General features: G+C 73.2%; 19 protein-coding genes and 1 pseudogene. 14 read left to right on the top strand and 6 right to left on the bottom strand.

What is annotated here, in order from left to right; all coding sequences use genetic code 11:
• Positions 1 to 105: 105 nt before the first annotated feature.
• Positions 106 to 855 (top strand): DUF2076 domain-containing protein, encoded by a 750-nt coding sequence (locus BMX97_RS18445; RefSeq protein ID WP_091752793.1) that lies wholly within the window; start codon positions 106 to 108, stop codon positions 853 to 855.
• Between the two features lie 84 nt (positions 856 to 939).
• Here BMX97_RS18445 and BMX97_RS18440 read toward each other — a convergent pair whose 3' ends face one another.
• Positions 940 to 1,590 (bottom strand): L,D-transpeptidase, encoded by a 651-nt coding sequence (locus tag BMX97_RS18440; RefSeq protein WP_244538514.1) that lies wholly within the window; start codon positions 1,588 to 1,590, stop codon positions 940 to 942.
• Positions 1,591 to 2,219: 629 nt separating this feature from the next.
• On the opposite strand from BMX97_RS18440, the gene BMX97_RS18435 reads away from it, so the two are divergent.
• Positions 2,220 to 2,939: a chemotaxis protein gene (locus BMX97_RS18435; RefSeq protein ID WP_091752792.1), complete on the top strand. Its 720-nt coding sequence runs from the start codon at positions 2,220 to 2,222 to the stop codon at positions 2,937 to 2,939.
• A 129-nt stretch (positions 2,940 to 3,068) separates the two neighbouring features.
• Here BMX97_RS18435 and BMX97_RS18430 read toward each other — a convergent pair whose 3' ends face one another.
• On the bottom strand, positions 3,069 to 4,178 hold the full coding sequence (locus BMX97_RS18430) for a glycosyltransferase family 61 protein (RefSeq protein WP_091752791.1): 1,110 nt from the start codon (positions 4,176 to 4,178) through the stop codon (positions 3,069 to 3,071).
• 111 nt (positions 4,179 to 4,289) lie between these two features.
• On the opposite strand from BMX97_RS18430, the gene uvrC reads away from it, so the two are divergent.
• The 4 genes from uvrC to BMX97_RS18410 all read left to right on the top strand — a co-directional run bounded on the left by uvrC (position 4,290) and on the right by BMX97_RS18410 (position 8,448).
• Positions 4,290 to 6,338 carry an excinuclease ABC subunit UvrC gene (gene uvrC / locus BMX97_RS18425; RefSeq protein ID WP_091752873.1) on the top strand — a complete coding sequence of 683 codons (2,049 nt, stop codon included), beginning with the start codon at positions 4,290 to 4,292 and terminating at the stop codon, positions 6,336 to 6,338.
• 78 nt (positions 6,339 to 6,416) lie between these two features.
• Positions 6,417 to 7,016 (top strand): CDP-diacylglycerol--glycerol-3-phosphate 3-phosphatidyltransferase, encoded by a 600-nt coding sequence (gene pgsA / locus BMX97_RS18420; RefSeq protein WP_060846701.1) that lies wholly within the window; start codon positions 6,417 to 6,419, stop codon positions 7,014 to 7,016.
• Between the two features lie 10 nt (positions 7,017 to 7,026).
• Positions 7,027 to 7,278, top strand: coding sequence for a molybdopterin converting factor subunit 1 (moaD, locus tag BMX97_RS18415; RefSeq protein WP_091752790.1), 252 nt, complete (start codon positions 7,027 to 7,029; stop codon positions 7,276 to 7,278).
• A 123-nt stretch (positions 7,279 to 7,401) separates the two neighbouring features.
• A complete protein-coding gene (locus tag BMX97_RS18410) occupies positions 7,402 to 8,448 on the top strand; it encodes a DUF3616 domain-containing protein (protein ID WP_143074649.1) in 1,047 nt (348 codons plus the stop codon).
• Positions 8,449 to 8,529: 81 nt separating this feature from the next.
• Here the strand turns inward: BMX97_RS18410 and BMX97_RS18405 are convergent, their stop codons facing one another.
• Complete coding sequence (locus BMX97_RS18405) at positions 8,530 to 8,898, bottom strand: hypothetical protein (protein WP_091752789.1); 369 nt, start codon at positions 8,896 to 8,898, stop codon at positions 8,530 to 8,532.
• Positions 8,899 to 9,057: 159 nt separating this feature from the next.
• On the opposite strand from BMX97_RS18405, the gene yciA reads away from it, so the two are divergent.
• From yciA to hemW, 3 genes are all read left to right on the top strand, one after another.
• Positions 9,058 to 9,492, top strand: coding sequence for an acyl-CoA thioester hydrolase YciA (gene yciA, locus BMX97_RS18400; RefSeq protein ID WP_091752872.1), 435 nt, complete (start codon positions 9,058 to 9,060; stop codon positions 9,490 to 9,492).
• Entirely contained in the window at positions 9,489 to 9,806 is a 318-nt protein-coding gene (locus BMX97_RS18395; protein ID WP_091752788.1) for a YkgJ family cysteine cluster protein, read from the top strand. Before yciA ends, BMX97_RS18395 begins: the two co-directional genes overlap by 4 nt.
• Before the next feature lie 64 nt (positions 9,807 to 9,870).
• Positions 9,871 to 11,034: a radical SAM family heme chaperone HemW gene (hemW, locus tag BMX97_RS18390; RefSeq protein WP_091752787.1), complete on the top strand. Its 1,164-nt coding sequence runs from the start codon at positions 9,871 to 9,873 to the stop codon at positions 11,032 to 11,034.
• 40 nt (positions 11,035 to 11,074) lie between these two features.
• Here the strand turns inward: hemW and BMX97_RS18385 are convergent, their stop codons facing one another.
• Positions 11,075 to 12,286: a penicillin-binding protein activator gene (locus tag BMX97_RS18385; RefSeq protein ID WP_091752786.1), complete on the bottom strand. Its 1,212-nt coding sequence runs from the start codon at positions 12,284 to 12,286 to the stop codon at positions 11,075 to 11,077.
• A gap of 160 nt (positions 12,287 to 12,446) precedes the next feature.
• Here BMX97_RS18385 and rsmI point away from each other — a divergent pair, with 160 nt between their 5' ends.
• The 3 genes and pseudogenes from rsmI (at position 12,447) to BMX97_RS18370 (ending at position 14,084) form a co-directional block, all read left to right on the top strand.
• Positions 12,447 to 13,415, top strand: a complete 969-nt coding sequence (gene rsmI, locus BMX97_RS18380; protein WP_177202277.1) for a 16S rRNA (cytidine(1402)-2'-O)-methyltransferase — start codon at positions 12,447 to 12,449, stop codon at positions 13,413 to 13,415.
• Positions 13,399 to 13,780 (top strand): annotated as a pseudogene (locus tag BMX97_RS18375) (YraN family protein). The gene rsmI and the pseudogene BMX97_RS18375 overlap by 17 nt, the downstream one beginning before the upstream one ends.
• A gap of 85 nt (positions 13,781 to 13,865) precedes the next feature.
• Entirely contained in the window at positions 13,866 to 14,084 is a 219-nt protein-coding gene (locus BMX97_RS18370; protein ID WP_143074648.1) for a hypothetical protein, read from the top strand.
• A gap of 143 nt (positions 14,085 to 14,227) precedes the next feature.
• Here the strand turns inward: BMX97_RS18370 and BMX97_RS18365 are convergent, their stop codons facing one another.
• Positions 14,228 to 14,593: an ArsR/SmtB family transcription factor gene (locus BMX97_RS18365; RefSeq protein ID WP_091752783.1), complete on the bottom strand. Its 366-nt coding sequence runs from the start codon at positions 14,591 to 14,593 to the stop codon at positions 14,228 to 14,230.
• A gap of 105 nt (positions 14,594 to 14,698) precedes the next feature.
• On the opposite strand from BMX97_RS18365, the gene BMX97_RS18360 reads away from it, so the two are divergent.
• On the top strand, positions 14,699 to 15,445 hold the full coding sequence (locus tag BMX97_RS18360) for a glucose 1-dehydrogenase (RefSeq protein ID WP_091752782.1): 747 nt from the start codon (positions 14,699 to 14,701) through the stop codon (positions 15,443 to 15,445).
• Between the two features lie 219 nt (positions 15,446 to 15,664).
• Here the strand turns inward: BMX97_RS18360 and BMX97_RS18355 are convergent, their stop codons facing one another.
• Positions 15,665 to 16,051: a response regulator gene (locus BMX97_RS18355; RefSeq protein ID WP_060846713.1), complete on the bottom strand. Its 387-nt coding sequence runs from the start codon at positions 16,049 to 16,051 to the stop codon at positions 15,665 to 15,667.
• Positions 16,052 to 16,272: 221 nt separating this feature from the next.
• On the opposite strand from BMX97_RS18355, the gene BMX97_RS18350 reads away from it, so the two are divergent.
• Positions 16,273 to 17,187 carry a glycine betaine ABC transporter substrate-binding protein gene (locus BMX97_RS18350; RefSeq protein ID WP_348273126.1) on the top strand — a complete coding sequence of 305 codons (915 nt, stop codon included), beginning with the start codon at positions 16,273 to 16,275 and terminating at the stop codon, positions 17,185 to 17,187.
• The last annotated feature ends 58 nt before the right edge of the window (positions 17,188 to 17,245 follow it).

Here is a 17,245-nt window from a genome sequence, read left to right as displayed (position 1 = left end):
ACGCCCCGCTCGGGCGTTGTCTCCCCGTGACAAACGCCCGTCCCCCTCCCATCTCGTGGGCGCCGGGCCGGGTCCGCCCAACGGCAACCGAAGGAGTACGGCTCCATGAACAGCGAAGAACGCGACGTCATCAACGGCATATTCCAGCGACTGGAGCAGGCCGCGCAGCAACCCCGCGATGCCGACGCGGAGCGCTTCATCGCCGACAAGATCCGCGCCCAGCCCTACGCCCCCTACGCGATGGCGCAGCTCGTCTACGTGCAGGAGGAGGCGATCAAGAGCCTCAACCAGCAGCTCGAGCAGGCCCGGGCCGAGGCCCAGCGCGGCGGCCAGGGCGCGAGCCAGGGCGGGGGCGGCGGCTTCTTCTCGAGCATCTTCGGCGGCGGCTCGCGGCCCGAGCCGCAGCAGCAGCCCCCGCGCGGCGGCGCCTGGGGCAACCAGGGCGGCGGCTACGGCCAGCAGCAGCCCGGCTACGGCCAGCAGCAGCCGGGCGGTCCCGCGCCCGGCTACGCGCCCCAGCAGGGGGGCCCCTGGGCCGGCCAGCAGGCGGCACCGCAGCGGGCCGGCGGCGGCTTCCTCGCCACCGCCCTGCCGATGGCGGCGGGCGCGGCGGGCGGCATGCTGCTCGGCAGCGCGCTGAGCAACGCCTTCGCGGGCGGCCACTCGTCGCTCGGCAGCATGGCGGGCCTCGGCGGCGCCGGCGCGGCGGGCGGCACCACGGTCGAGAACAACTACTTCGGCAACCAGGGCGGCAGCGAGGATTTCGGCGCGCCGCTCGGCGGTGACGATGCCGGCTTCCAGGACGCCTCGTTCGACGGCGACACGGGCGACGGCGGCAGCGACGACTGGGTCTGACCGGGCCGCCGCGTCGAACGGGAAGGCCCCCGCCGCGGCGACGCGGCGGGGGCCTTTTCATGCCGTGAGACTATCCTCGCGGCGTCAGATCACCATCACGCGGGCACCGACCGGCACCCGCTCGTAGAGGTCCGTCACGTCCTCGTTCATCATCCGGATGCAGCCGGACGAGACCGACTGGCCGATCGTGTGCGGCTCGTTGGTGCCGTGGATGCGGTAGAGCGACGAGCCGAGATAGAGCGCGCGGGCGCCCAGCGGGTTGGCGGGGCCGCCGGCCATGTGCCGCGGCAGGTCGGGGCGGCGGCGCAGCATCTCGGCCGGCGGCGTCCAGTCCGGCCATTCGCGCTTGGCGCTCACGGTCTTCATGCCCGACCAGGTGAAGCCCGGCCGGCCGACGCCGATGCCGTAGCGCAGGGCCCGGCCGCCGGGCTGGACCAGGTAGAGGAAGCGCGAGGGCGTATCGATCACGATGGTGCCGGGCCGCTGGCCGCCGTCATAGGCGACCTCCTGGCGCTGGAAGCGCGGGTCCATCGCCCGGGCGATTCCCTCCTCGCGGGCCTCCGGCAGCGCCGCCCGGCGGGTGCCGGGCGCCTCGAACGGATCGGGCGCGTAGGCCTGCTGCGGGGCGTAAGCCTGCTGCGGGGCGTAAGCCTGCTGCGGCGCGTAGGCCTGCTGGGGCACATACGCCTGCTGCGGTGCCTGGGCCCGGACCGGCACGGGATCGCCCGAATGCAGGGCGCCCCCGTACTCGGCCGGCGCGTAACCGACCTGCGCACCCGAGGTGCCGGCGGCAGCGTAGCCCGCCGTGCGGGAATAGGCCGGCCGCTGCCCGTAGGCCTCGCCGGCATAGGCGCCCGGCCGGGTGGCGTAGGCGGCTTGGCCGTAGCCGTAGCCGCGCCCGGGGAGCAGCGTGCCGTCGGGCGCGACCGGGGCGGGGCGCAACGGGCGGGCCACGGTGACCGGATCCTGGCCGGTCATCAGGTACTCGATGAAGCCGCCACCGTAGCCGGTCGTCCCCTGCGCCAGGGCCGGACCGGTCCCGAGCGCCACCACGCCCAGCCCCGCCGCGACCGTCCCGGTCAGCACCATCCTGCGCATCACCATCGCAACCCGCCTCAAAGATCCGTCCGACCGATCGCCGTCGCTGGCGACAGGAGAGCGGATCGGCGGGGACCGGGCGGTGAAGGAACGTGGTGAGCGTTTCGCTAAACCCTTGCGTCGAATCGTTAATCCGCCGGCATCGTGAATCCTTCGTCACCACATGCCGCGACGTCGCCGGCATTCAGCAATTCGCAATCAATCCTGGCGAGACTGCACCGCGTGGGCCGTACGATGCGGCCGCGGTTGCAGGCTCTCTCGGATCCATGAAGAACAAGCGCTTCCGCATCGAGGAAAGTCTCGGCGTTTCCCATGCTCCGGTCGAGGCGTCGCCTCAGCCGAACCCGGCCAATGACGACCGGATCTCCGAGATCCTGGCGACGGTCAACGAGCTGAAGCGGCTGACCCAGACCACGACCGGCGACGTGATCGACGCCTGCCGTCGCGAGATGGCCGAAGTCTACGGCATGCGCACCGAGCTCGACGTGATGAAGGCCGCCATCGGCCGGACCAAGCACGAGATCGCGGTGCTGCACCGGCAGGACTTCGACGGCAAGGGCGTGCGCCGGGCCGCCGGCGAGCTCGACGCCGTGGTCGACGCGACCGAGCGGGCGACCACCACCATCCTGGCCGCCGTCGAGGAGATCGAGACCCACGCCTCGGTGCTGCGCTCGACCGGCGGGCTGAAGGACAGCTCCAGCGTCGATGCCATCCTCGACCGCACCGTCGTGCTCTACGAGGCCTGCAACTTCCAGGACCTGACCGGCCAGCGGATCAGCAAGATCGTCAACGTCCTCAAGTTCGTCGAGGACCACATCGACCGGATGATCGACGCCTGGGGCGGCCTGGATGCGTTCAAGGACCTGATCGGCGAGACCGCCGGCGGCGTCAGCATCGACGACGAGAGCAGCCTCCTCAACGGTCCGAAGCTCGACGAGGATCCGGGCCACGTCGACCAGACCGACATCGACGCCCTGTTCGATTGAGAGACGCGGTCGCGCAGGCCGGAACGGGACGGACCCGAAAACCCACTGTGTCGCCCGGCTCCCGGTCCCCGGACAGCCGCGGGACGACGCGGTGGGTTTCGTCGCGTCTGCGCCGCCCGGCCCCGCGGCTTACGGGACGCCGCGGCCGGTGAGGCGAGACCACGCCCCCGCGAGGCGCGATGTTGTCCCCGCCAGGCCTCCCCGCACCGGCGACGCCGCCATCCGCTCCATGCGCCGCAGCAGGTCCTCGGCCGCCGCCCGCGGGTCGGCGAGGTGGTGCTGGCTGCCGAAGGCACCGGGGGCCGCCTCCGCCGTGCCGGGCTGGTGGAGGTAGGACACGGCGTTGCCGCACAGGACGTCGACGAGCCGGAAGGTCGGGTTGATCGTGCGCCCGGGGCTGAGCGCCACCACGCGCCGGCCGGGCGGCGCGAACAGGGCGGTGTGCAGGGCCGAGCCGAGGGAACCCGCCACCACCCGGCGCCGGGCGAAGAGCCGGACCTGCTCGGCGAAGCTCATCGTCTCCGGGTGCAGGATCTCGACGCCCGCGCGGGCGAGGATCTCCGTCACCTCGTCCTCGTTGGCGAAGCGCCGCACGCCGCCGGCGAGCCGGGTCTTGGCGAGGTAGGCGGGCCGGTCGTCGGCATCGACCTCCTCGGGCGCGTGGCAGCCGGCCCCGATCCCGAGGCAGAGGTCGCGAAAGACCGCGTGGCCGTAGGCCTCTTCCTGGAAGGCCGGGGCCGGCACGACGACGCGGCGCAGCCGCCGCGGCCCCTCGAAGGCGTGGATGTCGCGCACGTCGAGGCCGAGGCGAGCGAGGATGTCGAGGGCGAAACGGTAGGGCTGCCACAGGGCCGGATCGGTCGGCGCGTAGCAGAGGATCGGCGCCGCCGGCCGTCCCGACAAGAGCGGCCAGAACCGCGGCAGGGTGGTGACGAGGAAGTGCCCGTAATGCAGGTGGGCGCCGCCGAGGAAGAGGTAGGTCTCCTCCGGCGCCTCGTGCACGTCCGCCGGCAGGCCCGAGGACCAGTCCTGCGGCCAGTCGGTGCGCTGCCAGGACGGCACGGTGCCGCGGTAATCCACGCTCTCGGGCACGAAGCGCCCTGCCGCGTCGAACAGGGCCGAGGGCCGGCCCCGCGCCTCGCTGTGCGGCAGGTAGAGGGCGTTCTCGATCGTGCGCACCGCCGGCCGGTCGCACCGGATCGGCGGGATGCGGGGCACGCGGCAGTCGCGCAGGCTCATGCGGGCGGGGGTTCCTCTGTCCGTCGGTCTTCGGGGGCATCGGCCGCCGGTGGCCTTTTAGCGCCTGTGCGCGGTCTTTCCAGCGGCGGCGGCGGCGCCTACATCGCGGGGATGAGCCGACAGCCTGGGAACGACGTGCCGCCCGACGCCCTCGACGCGATCGAGGACGACGAGACGGTGGACGCCCTCGATACCTCGCCGGAGATCGACTTCGACCTCGATGCCGGGGCCGGGGCGATCCAGGCCGGCACCGCGGTGATCCGCCGGTTCTGGACCACCCTGCCGTCCTCGCCGGGCGTCTACCGGATGTTCGACGCCAAGGGCGACGTGCTCTACGTCGGCAAGGCCAAGAACCTGAAGAACCGGGTCGGCTCCTACGCGCGGGGCCAGGCGCATACCAACCGCATCGCCCGGATGATCGCCGAGACGGCTTCGATGGAGTTCGTCACCACGGCGACGGAGACCGAGGCGCTGCTGCTCGAGGCCAACCTCATCAAGCAGCTGAAGCCGCGCTTCAACGTGCTGATGCGGGACGACAAGTCCCTGCCCTACATCCTGCTCACGGCGGATTCCGACGCGCCGCAGCTCGTCAAGCATCGCGGGGCGCGGCGCCGGGCCGGGCATTACTACGGCCCCTTCGCCAGCGTCTGGGCGGTCAACCGCACGGTGAACGCGCTCCAGCGCGCCTTCCTGCTGCGCTCGTGCTCCGACAGCTATTTCGAGAATCGCTCGCGGCCCTGCCTGCTCTACCAGATCAAGCGCTGCTCGGGCCCCTGCACGAACGAGATCTCGGTCGAGGACTATGCCGGGCTCGCGGCGGAGGCGCGGGGCTTCCTGTCGGGCAAGTCCAACGCCATCAAGGAGCGGATGGCCGCCGAGATGCAGGCGGCCTCGGACGCCTGGGAGTTCGAGAAGGCGGCGCGCTACCGCGACCGCATCGCCGCGCTCGCCGCCATCCAGGGCGTGCAGGGCGTGAACACGCAGGGGATCGAGGAGGCCGACGTCTTCGCCCTCGACGAGCAGGCCGGGCAGTTCTGCATCGAGGTGTTCTTCTTCCGCAACTGGCAGAACTGGGGCAACCGGGCCTACTTCCCGAAGGCCGACCGCAGCATGACGCCGGACGAGGTGCTGGCCTCGTTCCTGGCCCAGTTCTACGACGACAAGCCGGCGCCCCGGCTGGTGCTGGTCTCGCACGAGATCGAGGATGCCGAGCTCCTCGCCGCCGCGCTCTCGACCAAGAGCGAGAACCGGGTCGAGATCCACTGCCCGAAACGCGCCGAGCGCAAGAACCTCGTCGAGTACGCCGCCCGCAACGCCCGCGAGGCGCTGGCCCGGCGCCTGGCCGACACCGCCTCGCAGGGCAAGCTGCTCGTCGCGCTCGGCACCTCGTTCAACCTCGCGGCGGCGCCCCGCCGCATCGAGGTCTACGACAACTCGCACATCATGGGGACGAACGCGGTCGGCGCGATGATCGTCGCAGGTCCCACCGGCTTCATGAAGACTCACTACCGAACCTTCACCATAAAGTCCGAGGAGGTGAAGCCCGGCGACGATTACGGCATGATGCGCGAGGTGCTGCAGCGCCGCTTCGCCCGGCTCGTCAAGGAACACCCGCGCACCAGGGCCGAGGCGAGCGTGGCGGCCGCCGCGGGCGGCCCGTCGGAGCCGGAGCCCGCGCCGGACCCGAACGACACCGAGGCGTTTCCGGCCTGGCCCGACCTCGTGCTGATCGACGGCGGCCGCGGCCAGCTCGAGGCGGCCCGCAAGGCCCTCGACGAGGTCGGGGTCACCGACGTGCCGCTCGTCGGCATCGCCAAGGGGCGCGACCGGGATGCGGGGCGCGAGACCTTCTTCGTGCCCGGCCAGGCGCCGTTCCGCCTGCCGCCGCGCGACCCGACCCTGTACTTCGTGCAGCGCCTGCGCGACGAGGCTCACCGCTTCGCCATCGGGGCGCACCGGGCCAAGCGCAAGCGCGAGATGGTGAAGAACCCCCTCGACGAGATCCCGGGCATCGGGCCGACGCGCAAGCGCGCGCTCCTGCACCATTTCGGGACCGTGAAGGCGATCGAGCGGGCCGCCCTCGAGGATCTGGCGAGGACGCCGGGCGTGAATGCCGCGACCGCCCGGGCGGTCTACGACTTTTTCCACGCCGATGCGTGAGGTGGGGGGATCCGCGAGGCCCTGTCCGGGTTCAGCCGTGTTGACGCCCCCTCCCCCCGCGTGGTTTCACCGAAGGCGATGAACGTGGTCGTGCCCCGGCGCCGCTCGACGGCCCTCAACCTCGCCAACATGCTGACCTACGGCCGCCTCGTCGCGGTTCCGGTGGTGGTGGCGCTGCTGTTCTGGCCCCAGGACGACACCGCGCGGTGGATCGCCGTCGCGGTCTTCGTCGCGGCCGCGATCACCGACTATCTCGACGGCTACGTCGCCCGCACCTACTCGCAGAGCTCGGCGCTCGGGCGGATGCTCGACCCGATCGCCGACAAGCTGCTCGTCGCCGCGAGCCTCCTGATGCTCTGCGCCGACGGCACGATCCGCGGCTGGTCGCTCTGGGCCGCCATCGTCATCCTGTGCCGCGAGATCCTGGTCTCGGGCCTGCGCGAATACCTCGCCGAGCTGAAGGTCGGCGTGCCGGTGAGCCGGGTCGCCAAGTGGAAGACCGCGGTGCAGCTCGTGGCGCTGGGCGTGCTGATCGCCGGCCCGGCCGGCGAGCGGGTGCTGCCGGGCAACGGCACGCTCGGCCTCGTGCTGCTGTGGCTCGCCGCCGCGCTGACGCTCTACACCGGCTACGACTACATGCGCTCCGGCATCCGCCACGTGATCGACGACGAGAGATGAGCGCCACCCCATGAAGCTCGTCTACTTCGCCTGGGTCCGCGAGCGGATCGGCCGTCCCGAGGAGACCCTCGACCTGCCGCCCGAGGTCGCGACCGTCGCCGACCTCGTCGCCTTCCTGAAGGGCCGCGGCGAGGAATACGCGTACGCCTTCGAGACCGAGGGCGTGGTCCGCGCCGCCGTCGACCGGGTCCACGCCAAGCCCGAGACGCCGCTCGCGGGCGCGGCCGAGGTCGCGTTCTTCCCGCCGATGACCGGCGGCTGAGGCGGGGCCCCTCTCGCGAACCCCCGTTCGACGGTCGCCTTCGCCACCTCCGGGCCATCCCGTGGAGGCCGCTCGGGGCGCCCGATCGGCACCCGCCTGCAACAGGAATCCGGGAGACCCGTGATGCCTCGCCCCCTGCCGCTCCTCGCCGCCCTCGTCTCGTCCGTCACGGCCTTCGCCGCTGCCGCCGAGCCGGTGAAGGTCGGTCCGCTGCTGGAGCATCGCGGGATGTGCGAGGCGTCGGGTGCCGTGCCGTATCCGCGCGGCAGCTTCGGCGACCGTTTCCTGGTGGTCGACGACGAGTCGACCGTGGTACGGCTCTACCGGGCGGGCACGAGCGGCGAAGCCCTGCCCCTCGACGGCGCCGATCTGGCGGCACCGCTCGGCCTCGGCGAGAAGGACGGCAAGGCCGACCTCGAATCCGCGACCTGGCTCGGCCCCGACCTCTACCTGCTCGGCTCGCACAGCCGCCGTCACGGCGGCAAGCAGAGCCCGGGCCGCGGCCGGCTTGCCGCCATGGCGGTGACGGACCCGGCCGGCACGCCCGCGCTCACCCCGAAGGGCACCGCGATCCGCTCCTTGCCCCAGGCCTTCGCGGCGCTGTCGCCGCTCCTGGCGGCGCGGATCGGTCTCGACGTGCCGGCGCGCGACGACCTCGACCCCAAGCGCAAGGGCTTCAACATCGAGGGCATGGCGCCGCGCCCGGACGAGAAGTCCCTCTGGCTCGGCCTGCGCAACCCCCTCGATACCGACGCCAACGCCTTGCTGGTGCCGCTGGAGAACCCGGCCGAGGCGATTACCGGCGCCGCCCCGCGGCTCGGCCCCCCGGTCGCCCTCGACCTCAAGGGCCGCGGCATCCGCGACATCGCCTACGCGCCGGGGGCCAAGGCCTACCTGGTGCTGGCGGGGGGAGCGGGCGGCGGGGGCGAGCCGTTCGACCTCTATCGCTGGTCGGGCACGCCCGCGGACAAGCCGGTCCGGATCGAGGGCGCCGCCGCGGCCTTCGCGGCGATTCCCGATTTTCAGCCGGAAGGCCTGCTGGTCGACCCGGCCGGCGGCCGGGTGCAGGTGCTGAGCGACGACGGCGAGGCCCTGGGCTCCGACGGCAAGCCGTGCGGGGAGTCGCGGGACGGCAAGCGCTTCCGGAGCCTGACGCTGGAGCTGCGGTGACGCGATCACCCCGCCGGGTGCTTCGACGGCAACGGGCGCCGGCGGTCGGCCGTCCCCATCGCGGGGCGGCCGACCTGCCCCTCAGTCGAAGCTGCGCTTCGAGCCCGAGCCGCCCAGGCTGATCTTGCGCGCCTGGGGCTGCGCCGGGGCGGCCTGGACGGGCTTGGGCGGCGGCAGGTGCGCCTGGCCGTGGACGACGGTGCCGATCTCGCCCAGCGCCTTCACAAGGTCGTCCTTGCCGCAGGTGCGGGCGACGACGAGGCCGAGCTTGTGGGTGTGGCTCTTGGCGTAGAGGTAGCCCGCGAGCTTGGCGCGGGTCTCGACCGGCAGGGCGTCGAGGAGGTCCGGCAGGTCCTCCGGCTCGGCCCGGTAGATCTCTCCGAGGGTCGCGAGCGGGACAGGGCAGTCGCGGTCGGCTTCGGCGCCGCTGGTGGGGTGGCCCTGGATCATGATGCGTCCTCCGGCTGATTGATGTGGCGTGCCGCCGACTCTAGGTCCGTTCGCCCGGGGATGAAACCGCGGGGTGCAATCGGCGATTCGAGGCGCTCGCGCTCCGGCGTCTCGATGCCCTATGCTCGACCGGGAGACCAGGGGGGCAGCATGACGAAGATGGACGAGGGGACGACGGACGGCACCGCCGACGCGGCGGCGGCGCGGCCGCAGGGCGAGCTTACCGTGCGGACCATCGCGATGCCGGCCGACACCAACGCCAACGGCGACATCTTCGGCGGCTGGGTCATGTCGCAGATGGACCAGGCCGGCGGCATCGCCGGGGTCGAGCGGGCGCAGGGCCGCGTCGTCACGGTGGCGGTCGACGGCATGACCTTCCTGCGCCCTGTCCGGGTCGGCGACGTTCTGTGCGTCTACACCCAGGTCGTCGGCACCGGCCGCACCTCGATGCGGATCCAGATCGAGGCCTGGGCCCGGCGCTTCCGCACCCAGACCCGCGAGAAGGTGACGGTCGGCGTGTTCACCTTCGTGGCGATCGACGACGAGGGCCGCCCGCGCCCGATCCCGCCCGTCTCCCCGGGACTGTCCCCGTGAGCCTCGCCGCGGATCCGGCCGATCCGGCGGGCTTCGCCTGCCAGTCCTGCGGCGCCTGCTGCGCCTATTCGGCGGAGTGGCCGCGCTTCAGCATCGAGGACGATGCCGACCTCGCGCGCATCCCGGAGGCCTATGTCGACGACCCGGCCGGGCGGATGCGCTGCGAGGGCGACCGGTGCAGCGCGCTGGAGGGCCGGATCGGCGAGACGGTGGCGTGCAAGGTCTACGCGGTGCGGCCCGAGGTCTGCCGCACCTGCGAGCCCGGCGACCCGGAATGCCTGATCGCCCGCCGGCATCACGGCCTGCCGGCGTAGCAGGAGCGCTCCTGCGGGCATTCCGCCCCTTGCGCCGCGGCGCCAAGGCCGGCACATCCCCTGGATGATCGAACATCCGACCCGGGACGTCGGCTTCGGGGTCTACCTGCACTGGCCCTTCTGTGCCGCGAAGTGCCCCTATTGCGACTTCAACAGCCACGTCCGCCACACCCGCCTCGACCAAGCGCGCTGGCGGGCCGCCTTCGCGCGGGAGATCGCCCACGCGGCCGCCCTCGCGCCGGGCCGCGCGGTCACCAGCATCTTCCTCGGCGGCGGCACGCCCTCGCTGATGGAGCCGGAGACCGTGGGGGCGCTCCTCGATGCGGTGGCGGGCGCCTGGAGCGTGTCGCCCGACGTCGAGGTGACGCTCGAGGCCAACCCGACCAGTGTCGAGGCGGAGCGCTTCCGCGGCTACCGGGCGGCGGGGGTCAACCGGGTCTCGCTCGGCGTCCAGGCCCTCGACGACGCCTCGCTGAAGACGCTCGGGCGCCTGCACAGCACCGCGGAGGCGATGCGGGCGGTCGAGACCGCCGCCGCGCATTTCGAGCGCTATTCCTTCGACCTGATCTACGCCCGCCCGGGCCAGACGCCGCAGGCCTGGGCCGCCGAGCTGCGCGGGGCGATCGCCCGGGCGGCCGAGCACCTCTCGCTCTACCAGCTCACCATCGAGGAGGGGACGCCGTTCTACGGCCTCGCCGCCGCCGGCAAGCTCACCGTGCCGGACGACGACGCGGCGCGCATCCTCTACGACGTGACCCAGGAGGTCTGCGCCGGTGCGGGCCTCCCGGCCTACGAGATCTCGAACCACGCCCGGCCCGGCGCCGAATCGCGCCACAACCTGCTCTACTGGCGCTACGGCGAGTATGCCGGCATCGGCCCGGGCGCCCATGGCCGCCTCGTCCTGCCGGAGGGCCGCACCGGGACCTCGACCGAGCGCAACCCGGAGGCCTGGCTCGCCCGGGCCGAGGGCGAGGGGCACGGCCTCCTCGAGACCGAGGCCCTGAGCCCCGGCGACCAGGCCGACGAGTTCCTGATGATGGGCCTGCGCCTGCGCGAGGGGATCGATCCCGCCCGCTATGCCGCGCTGGCCGGCCGGCCCCTCGACCCGGAGCGCATCGCCGGGCTGGTCGGGGCCGGGCTCGTCGCCCGCACCCCCGAGGGGCGCCTCGCGGCGACGCCGAAGGGCGCGCCGGTGCTCAACGCCGTGGTGGCCGAACTGGCAGCCTGACGGCCCGCCCCCCGGGGCCTCGCGCCGCCGCCGGGGGGCCTTACGTCCCCGAGGGCCCGAGCGCCCGCGGCGCCGGGCTGACGATCGTGGTGCCGCCGCCCCGGATCTCGAACACCGCGAGCGTCCGGTCGCTGGTGCCCTCCGGGCGGAACCGGAAGGTCCCGTCGATCCCGGCGAAGCCCGACGGGTTGGTGAGCGTGGTGTCGGCGAAGCGCTGCGAGCCGTATTGCCGGTTGAGCGCGGCGGCGAGCGACACCGCGTCGTAGGAGAGTGTCGCGACCCGCACCGGATCGGTGCCGAACCGGGCCCGGTAGCGCTGGCCGAAGCCGGTGAAGCCCGCCGGGTCGGCGGCGGCGAACCAGGCGCCCTGGAAGGCCGGCAGGGCGAAGACCCGCGGGTCGTTCCACACCGCGGTGCCGACCGGGCGGACCCGGGCCGGGTTGAAGCCGGCGCGGGTGAGCGCCGCCCCGGCGGCGGCGAGCCCGTCGGGCGTGTCGGGCAGGAACAGGGCGTCGGCCTGCGGCGCCGGGCCGGTCATCAGCGGGGCGAGCCGCCCGATCGCCGCCGCCGGGTTGCCGGCGGGGTAGCGCTCGATCGCGACGACGCGGCCGCCGCGGCGCGCCACCGCCTCGCGGAACTGCGCCTCGACGGCGTTGCCGTAGGTCGTTTCCGGGATCAGGGCCACGAAGGAGCGCCGGCCCGCTTCCGTGGTGGCGTCGATGATCCGGTCGACCTCGGTCTGCGGCAGGAAGCTGAGCAGGTAAACGCCGCGGGCCGCCACGCTGACATCGGTCGAGAAGGCGATCACCGGCTTGCCGGCCGGCCGTGCCGTGGCGGCGGCGGATTGCACCGTGGCGGAGAAGAGCGGCCCGATGACCAGCTCCGCGCCCTCGGCGATCGCCGACGCCGTCGCCTCGCGGGCGCCGTCCGGCGTGCCGCGGTCGTCCTTGACCAGGAGCTTCAGGTCGGGGCTCTGGGATTCCTGCAGCGCCAGCTCGGCGGCGTTGCGCAGGCTGGCGCCCACCGCGGCCCCGGGCCCGGAGAGCGGCAGGATCAGCGCCACCTTGACGCTGCCGGTGCCGAGCGTCGCCGGCTCGCCCGGCGGCGGCGCGGCGGGAGCCTCCGGCGCGGGCGCGCGGGTGGCGACGACCGGGCTGTCGACCCCGCCGCAGGCGCCGAGCGCCAGCAGGCCGGCGAGCAGCGCGCCGCCCCATCCCAACCGCTTCAGAGTGTCGAGGCCGATGCCCCCCATCGCCCGCTCCCCCCGGTCCGGCCGGCCCGCCGCGCCCCGCGCGCAACGAATCGGCAACGAACGTGCCCGGTGCATAAAGTCTGCCGGGGAAAAGTAAACGACCGCTCCCGGCCACGCCGCGATGGCGCGGGGGCGGGAAGCCGTGGCAGTGTCGCGCGCGATGACCCAGCGCAGCGACGATTCCCGCCGTCGGTCTCCGGACCGGTCCGCCACCGGCCGGGGTCCGGCCGTCTACACCGCCTTCGGCCTCGCCGCGGAGGCCGATCCCCTGCCCCCCGGCCTGCACGTCGTGGCGACGCCGATCGGCAACCTGAAGGACGTGAGCTTCCGGGCCCTCGCGACGCTCGCCGCCGCCGACGCGGTGCTGGCCGAGGATACCCGCGTCACCCGCACGCTGCTCGCCCATTACGGCATCACCACGCCGCTCGTGGCCTATCACGAGCATTCGGGCGAGGGGGTGCGCGACCGGATGATCGCCCGGATGCAGGGCGGCGAGGCCCTGGCGCTGGTCTCGGATGCCGGCACGCCGCTCGTCTCCGATCCAGGCTTCAAGCTGGTCCAGGCGGCGATCGCGGCCGGGCTTTCCGTGACCCCGATCCCCGGGCCCTCGGCCGCGATCACGGCGCTCGTCGCGGCCGGCCTGCCGACCGACCGGTTCTTCTTCGAGGGGTTCTTGCCGCAGAAGAGCGGCGCCCGGCGCAACCGCCTGGCGATGCTCGGCGGCGTGCCGGGCACGCTGGTTCTGTTCGAGGCGCCCCACCGCCTGCCCGAGATGCTGGCGGATGCCGCCGAGGTGCTGGGCGGCACCCGCCCGGCCGCGGTGGCGCGCGAGCTGACCAAGCTGTTCGAGACCGTGCGCCGGGGCGACCTCGCCTCCCTCGCCGCCGAGTACGCCGCCTCCGGCCCGCCGAAGGGCGAGGTGGTGGTGGTGATCGGCACCGCGCCCGAGGACGCGCCGGGGCCGGAGCACGACGCCGACCTCGACGCCCGGATCGAGGCGGCGCTCGCCCGCCACTCGATCAAGGACGCGGCCAGCCTCGTCGCCGACGAGACCGGCCTGAAGCGGCGCGAGGTCTATGCCCGCGCCCTGGTGCTGGCCCGCCGCGGCGACGATGCCGGCGAGGCCTGACGGGGCGGCCCGGCGCCGGCTCCACCTGGCCCGCGGCCGGCGGGCCGAGATCCTGGCGGCGCTCGCCCTGCTGCTGAAGGGCTACCGGCCGCTCGCCTGGCGGGTTTCGCTCGGCGGCGGCGAGATCGACCTGATCGTGCGCCGGGGCAGCGTCGTCGCCTTCGTGGAGGTCAAGGCCCGTCCGAGCCTGGAGGCGGCCCAGGTCGCGATCGACGCGCAAGCGCCGCCTCGTGTCCCGCGCGGCCCGGGCCTGGATCGCCCGGGCGCCCTGGTGCGCCGGCCTGACGCTCCGGGCCGACGCGGTCTTCGTCGCCCCCGGCCGCTGGCCCCGCCACGTCGTCTCCGCCTTCGAGCTGGATTCGTAGCGGTTGGGCGCATTCCGTTCATCTTGCGTGCAGCGCACCATGCCTAAGCTTGCGGTGCGGCCTGAACGGGAACGGGGTGAGCGAGATGCGCAGCGGGTTCGGATGCGAGTCGTGCGGTTCGCCGGCGGTCCGCCTGCCGGCCGCCCTGACCGACGAGGCGATGATCCAGTGCGACCGCTGCGGCTGCACGCTGATGGCCTGGGGGGCGTTCAAGCGCCGGGTCGAGGCGCAGGAGGCCGCCGACCTGCGCGGCCCCGCGGAGCGGCGTGCGGGCGGGGCGCGGCCCGAAGCGCGGAGCGCGTGAGGGCCGGCTCGACCGCCTCGCAACCCCCGACGCGCCGCCCACGAGCGGATTTCGCAAGAGGCGGCATCCGGTTTCGCGACAAGCATCCGCGACGACACGAGAACCCGGGTAGGCGAAGCGTCGGCCAGCCGATGCGCGCCTATTCAGGATGACGCGACCGTCTCGTCGGCGCGTGGCGTCGTGCCGAGGCCGGACGCATAGGCGTTGATGATCGCCGCCAGCAGGCCGGGGAAGCGGGCCTCCACCTCGGCCCAGCGGGACTGGTTGCGCATCTCGACGCCGTGGCGCTCGCTGCGGATCAATCCGGCCTCGCGCAGCACCTTGACGTGGTTGGACAACGAGGATTTCGGGATCACGCGGTCGCCGATCGCCGACAGGGCGGAGCACGCCTCGACGCAGCCGGCCCGCATGATCCCGGCGAAGATGGCGGCCCGGTCGGGATCGGCGAGGGCGTGCAGGATCGCCTCCGGCCGCACGTCCTCGATGGCGGGGTGGAACAGGGGTCTCATCAACCGTCCATGGGGTCTTGAACTCCACCGCCATAGTTCCGAAATTCCGAACTATGGGACTATCGCTCCGCCGACGGAGCGGGCCCGGATCGGAGAGTAGCACGCATGTCGAAGCTTGAGGGCAAGGTCGCCGTCGTGACCGGCGCGTCGAAGGGCATCGGTGCCGGGATCGCCAAGGCTCTGGCGCGCGAGGGCGCCGCCGTGGTGGTGAACTACGCCTCCAGCCGGGCGGGAGCCGACGCGGTCGTCGCGGCCATCGTCGGGGCCGGCGGCAGGGCGGTCGCGGTCCGGGGCGACGTGACCAGGGCGCCGGAGGCGCAGGCGCTGATCGAGGCCGCCGTCGGGGAGTTCGGCCGGCTCGACGTGCTGGTGAACAATTCCGGCATCTACGAATTCGCCGCGATCGAGGACCTGACCGAGGACCATTACCGGCGCCAGTTCGACGTCAACGTGCTCGGGCTCCTACTGACGACGCAGGCCGCTGCGAGGCATCTCGGCGAGGGCGGCAGCATCGTGAACATCTCGTCGGCCATCACCCACGTGCACACGCCGATGGCGGCGGTCTATGCCGGGACCAAGGGTGCGGTGAACGCCATCTCGGGGGTGCTCGCCAACGAGTTGGCGCCGCGCAAGATCCGGGTGAACGTGGTCAGCCCGGGCTTCGTCGTGACCGAGGGCACGCACGCCGCCGGGGTGGTCGGTTCCGACATGGAGACCGGCCTCGTCGCGCAGACGCCACTCGGGCGCGCCGGCCGCCCGGAGGACATCGCCGGGGTGGTGGCGTTCCTGGCCTCCGACGACGCCGGCTGGCTGACGGGCGAGGTCATCACCGCCAGCGGCGGCATCCGCTGAGGCGGGACGCTCAAGGCTGCGCGCGCCGGAGGACGGCGCGGGCGGCCGACGAGGGCGAGGTCCGTCGCCCGGCCCGCGGGCGGCACCGCTCGACGCGGTTGGGTCCGGCGCGGCGAGATGTCGCGATCGAGTGGCAGATCGACTTGCCTCGACTGGCAATCGATGAGATCTATACTGTCTGAAATCGGACGGTCGCGCCGACGACCGGGCGCGTATCGGTCAGTTCGCCGCCGCGATCGCGGCGATCAGGGTGCGCTTGAGGTCCTGCTGGCTGAACGGCTTCTGGACCACCGGCCGGTCGCGGAACGGCTCGCGGATGCCCGCGCCGCCGTAGCCGGTGGAGAAGACCAGGGGCAGCCCACGGCGCACGATCGCCTCGGCGACGGGGTAGATCGGCTCGCCGGCGACGTTGACGTCGAGGATCGCGACCACGAAGCTCTCGCTCTCGGCCATCTCGAGCGCCTTGCTGAGCCGAGCCGCCGGACCGACGACCTCGCAGCCGAAATCGAGCAGCATGTCCTCCAGGAGCATCGAGATCGCCGCTTCGTCCTCGACGACGAGGACGCGGGCACCGTTCAGGAGCTCTTCGTTTGTTTCCGTGCCCACGCCGGATGTCTTTCCCTCATCGCCCCGAATCGGGGACCGACCGAACCGTCCCCGAGGCGGCGGGAGCCGTTGCGCCGTCGGGGGTTCCCATCGCCCGCGACCCGTGCGAGTCCGCGGCGACACGCGTCACCAGCGCCGGTGAGCCGTCGCCCGGAAAGGCAGTCATGTCAAGCGTAGCGGGCTGGGACGCGATGCAGCGGGGATCGGGGCCGCGCGCCCCCTTGAATCGACGCCGCGTAGTATCGGGTGCGCTCGCCGGTCTCGTCTGGGGCACGGCGGGCACGGCGCTGGGTTCGACGGGGCGCCCGGTCGTCGTCGCCTCGAAGATCGATGGCGAGGGTGCGCTCCTCGGGCAGATGATCGTCCTGAGTCTTCGGCGCCTCGGCGTGCCGGTGACCCCGCGGCTGCAGCTCGGCCCGACCCGCATCGTGCGCGCCGCGCTCCAGGCCGGGGAGATCGACGCCTACCCCGAATATACCGGCAACGCCGCCTTCTTCTCCGGCACCGATGCCGACCCGGCCTGGCGCCGGGCCGAGACCGCGCTCGCCGCGGCGCGCCGCTTCGATCAGGCGAACGGCCTGACCTGGCTCACGCCTGCGCCCGCCAACAACACCTGGCAGATCGCCGTCGCGGGCACGCTCGCCCGGGCCGAGAGCCTGAGCACGATGGCGGATTTCGCCGGCGCGGTCCGTCGCGGCCGGATCGAGCTCTGCGCCTCGGCGGAGTTCGTCGAGAGCCCGGCCGCCCTGCCCTCCTTCGAGCGCGCCTACGATTTCGCCCTGCCGCGGGAGCGGATCGTGATGCTGCCCGGCGGCGACACCGCCGTCACCCTGCGGGCCGCCGCGCAAGGGATCAGCGGGGTCAATGCCGGCATGGTCTACGGCACCGACGGGGCGATCGCGGCCCTCGACGTGGTGGTGATGAGCGATCCCCTGGGCGCGCAGATCGTCTACGAACCGGCGCCGCTCGTCCGCGCCGAGGCGCTGGCGCGCCACCCCGCGATGGCGCCCGCCCTCGACCGGCTCTTCTCCGGCCTCGATCTCGCGACGCTGCGCCGGCTCAACGCGCAGGTGGCGGTGGACGGCGACACGCCGGAGGCCGTCGCCCGCCGCTACCTCGAATCGGTCGCACCATGAGGCCCTCCGAGATGACGCCTCCCGGCACGACGACGCCCCGAACCTTGCCGCCCCCGAC

Origin of the sequence: Methylobacterium sp. ap11 (assembly GCF_900110515.1) — a bacterium.
Classification (GTDB): domain Bacteria; phylum Pseudomonadota; class Alphaproteobacteria; order Rhizobiales; family Beijerinckiaceae; genus Methylobacterium; species Methylobacterium ajmalii.
Note: the sequence above shows the minus strand (reverse complement) of the source record. Positions and strands in the feature narration are given on the sequence as shown.

Coding starts and splice junctions, on each gene's coding strand:
- moaD (WP_091752790.1), top strand. CDS start 7,027: ATGAAGCTCGTCTACTTCGCCTGGGTCCGCGAGCGGATCGGCCGTCCC.
- BMX97_RS18360 (WP_091752782.1), top strand. CDS start 14,699: ATGTCGAAGCTTGAGGGCAAGGTCGCCGTCGTGACCGGCGCGTCGAAG.
- BMX97_RS18430 (WP_091752791.1), bottom strand. CDS start 4,178: ATGAGCCTGCGCGACTGCCGCGTGCCCCGCATCCCGCCGATCCGGTGC.
- BMX97_RS18405 (WP_091752789.1), bottom strand. CDS start 8,898: ATGATCCAGGGCCACCCCACCAGCGGCGCCGAAGCCGACCGCGACTGC.
- BMX97_RS18385 (WP_091752786.1), bottom strand. CDS start 12,286: ATGGGGGGCATCGGCCTCGACACTCTGAAGCGGTTGGGATGGGGCGGC.
- BMX97_RS18435 (WP_091752792.1), top strand. CDS start 2,220: ATGAAGAACAAGCGCTTCCGCATCGAGGAAAGTCTCGGCGTTTCCCAT.
- BMX97_RS18410 (WP_143074649.1), top strand. CDS start 7,402: ATGCCTCGCCCCCTGCCGCTCCTCGCCGCCCTCGTCTCGTCCGTCACG.
- yciA (WP_091752872.1), top strand. CDS start 9,058: ATGGACGAGGGGACGACGGACGGCACCGCCGACGCGGCGGCGGCGCGG.
- uvrC (WP_091752873.1), top strand. CDS start 4,290: ATGAGCCGACAGCCTGGGAACGACGTGCCGCCCGACGCCCTCGACGCG.
- BMX97_RS18370 (WP_143074648.1), top strand. CDS start 13,866: ATGCGCAGCGGGTTCGGATGCGAGTCGTGCGGTTCGCCGGCGGTCCGC.
- hemW (WP_091752787.1), top strand. CDS start 9,871: ATGATCGAACATCCGACCCGGGACGTCGGCTTCGGGGTCTACCTGCAC.
- pgsA (WP_060846701.1), top strand. CDS start 6,417: ATGAACGTGGTCGTGCCCCGGCGCCGCTCGACGGCCCTCAACCTCGCC.
- rsmI (WP_177202277.1), top strand. CDS start 12,447: ATGACCCAGCGCAGCGACGATTCCCGCCGTCGGTCTCCGGACCGGTCC.
- BMX97_RS18445 (WP_091752793.1), top strand. CDS start 106: ATGAACAGCGAAGAACGCGACGTCATCAACGGCATATTCCAGCGACTG.
- BMX97_RS18365 (WP_091752783.1), bottom strand. CDS start 14,593: ATGAGACCCCTGTTCCACCCCGCCATCGAGGACGTGCGGCCGGAGGCG.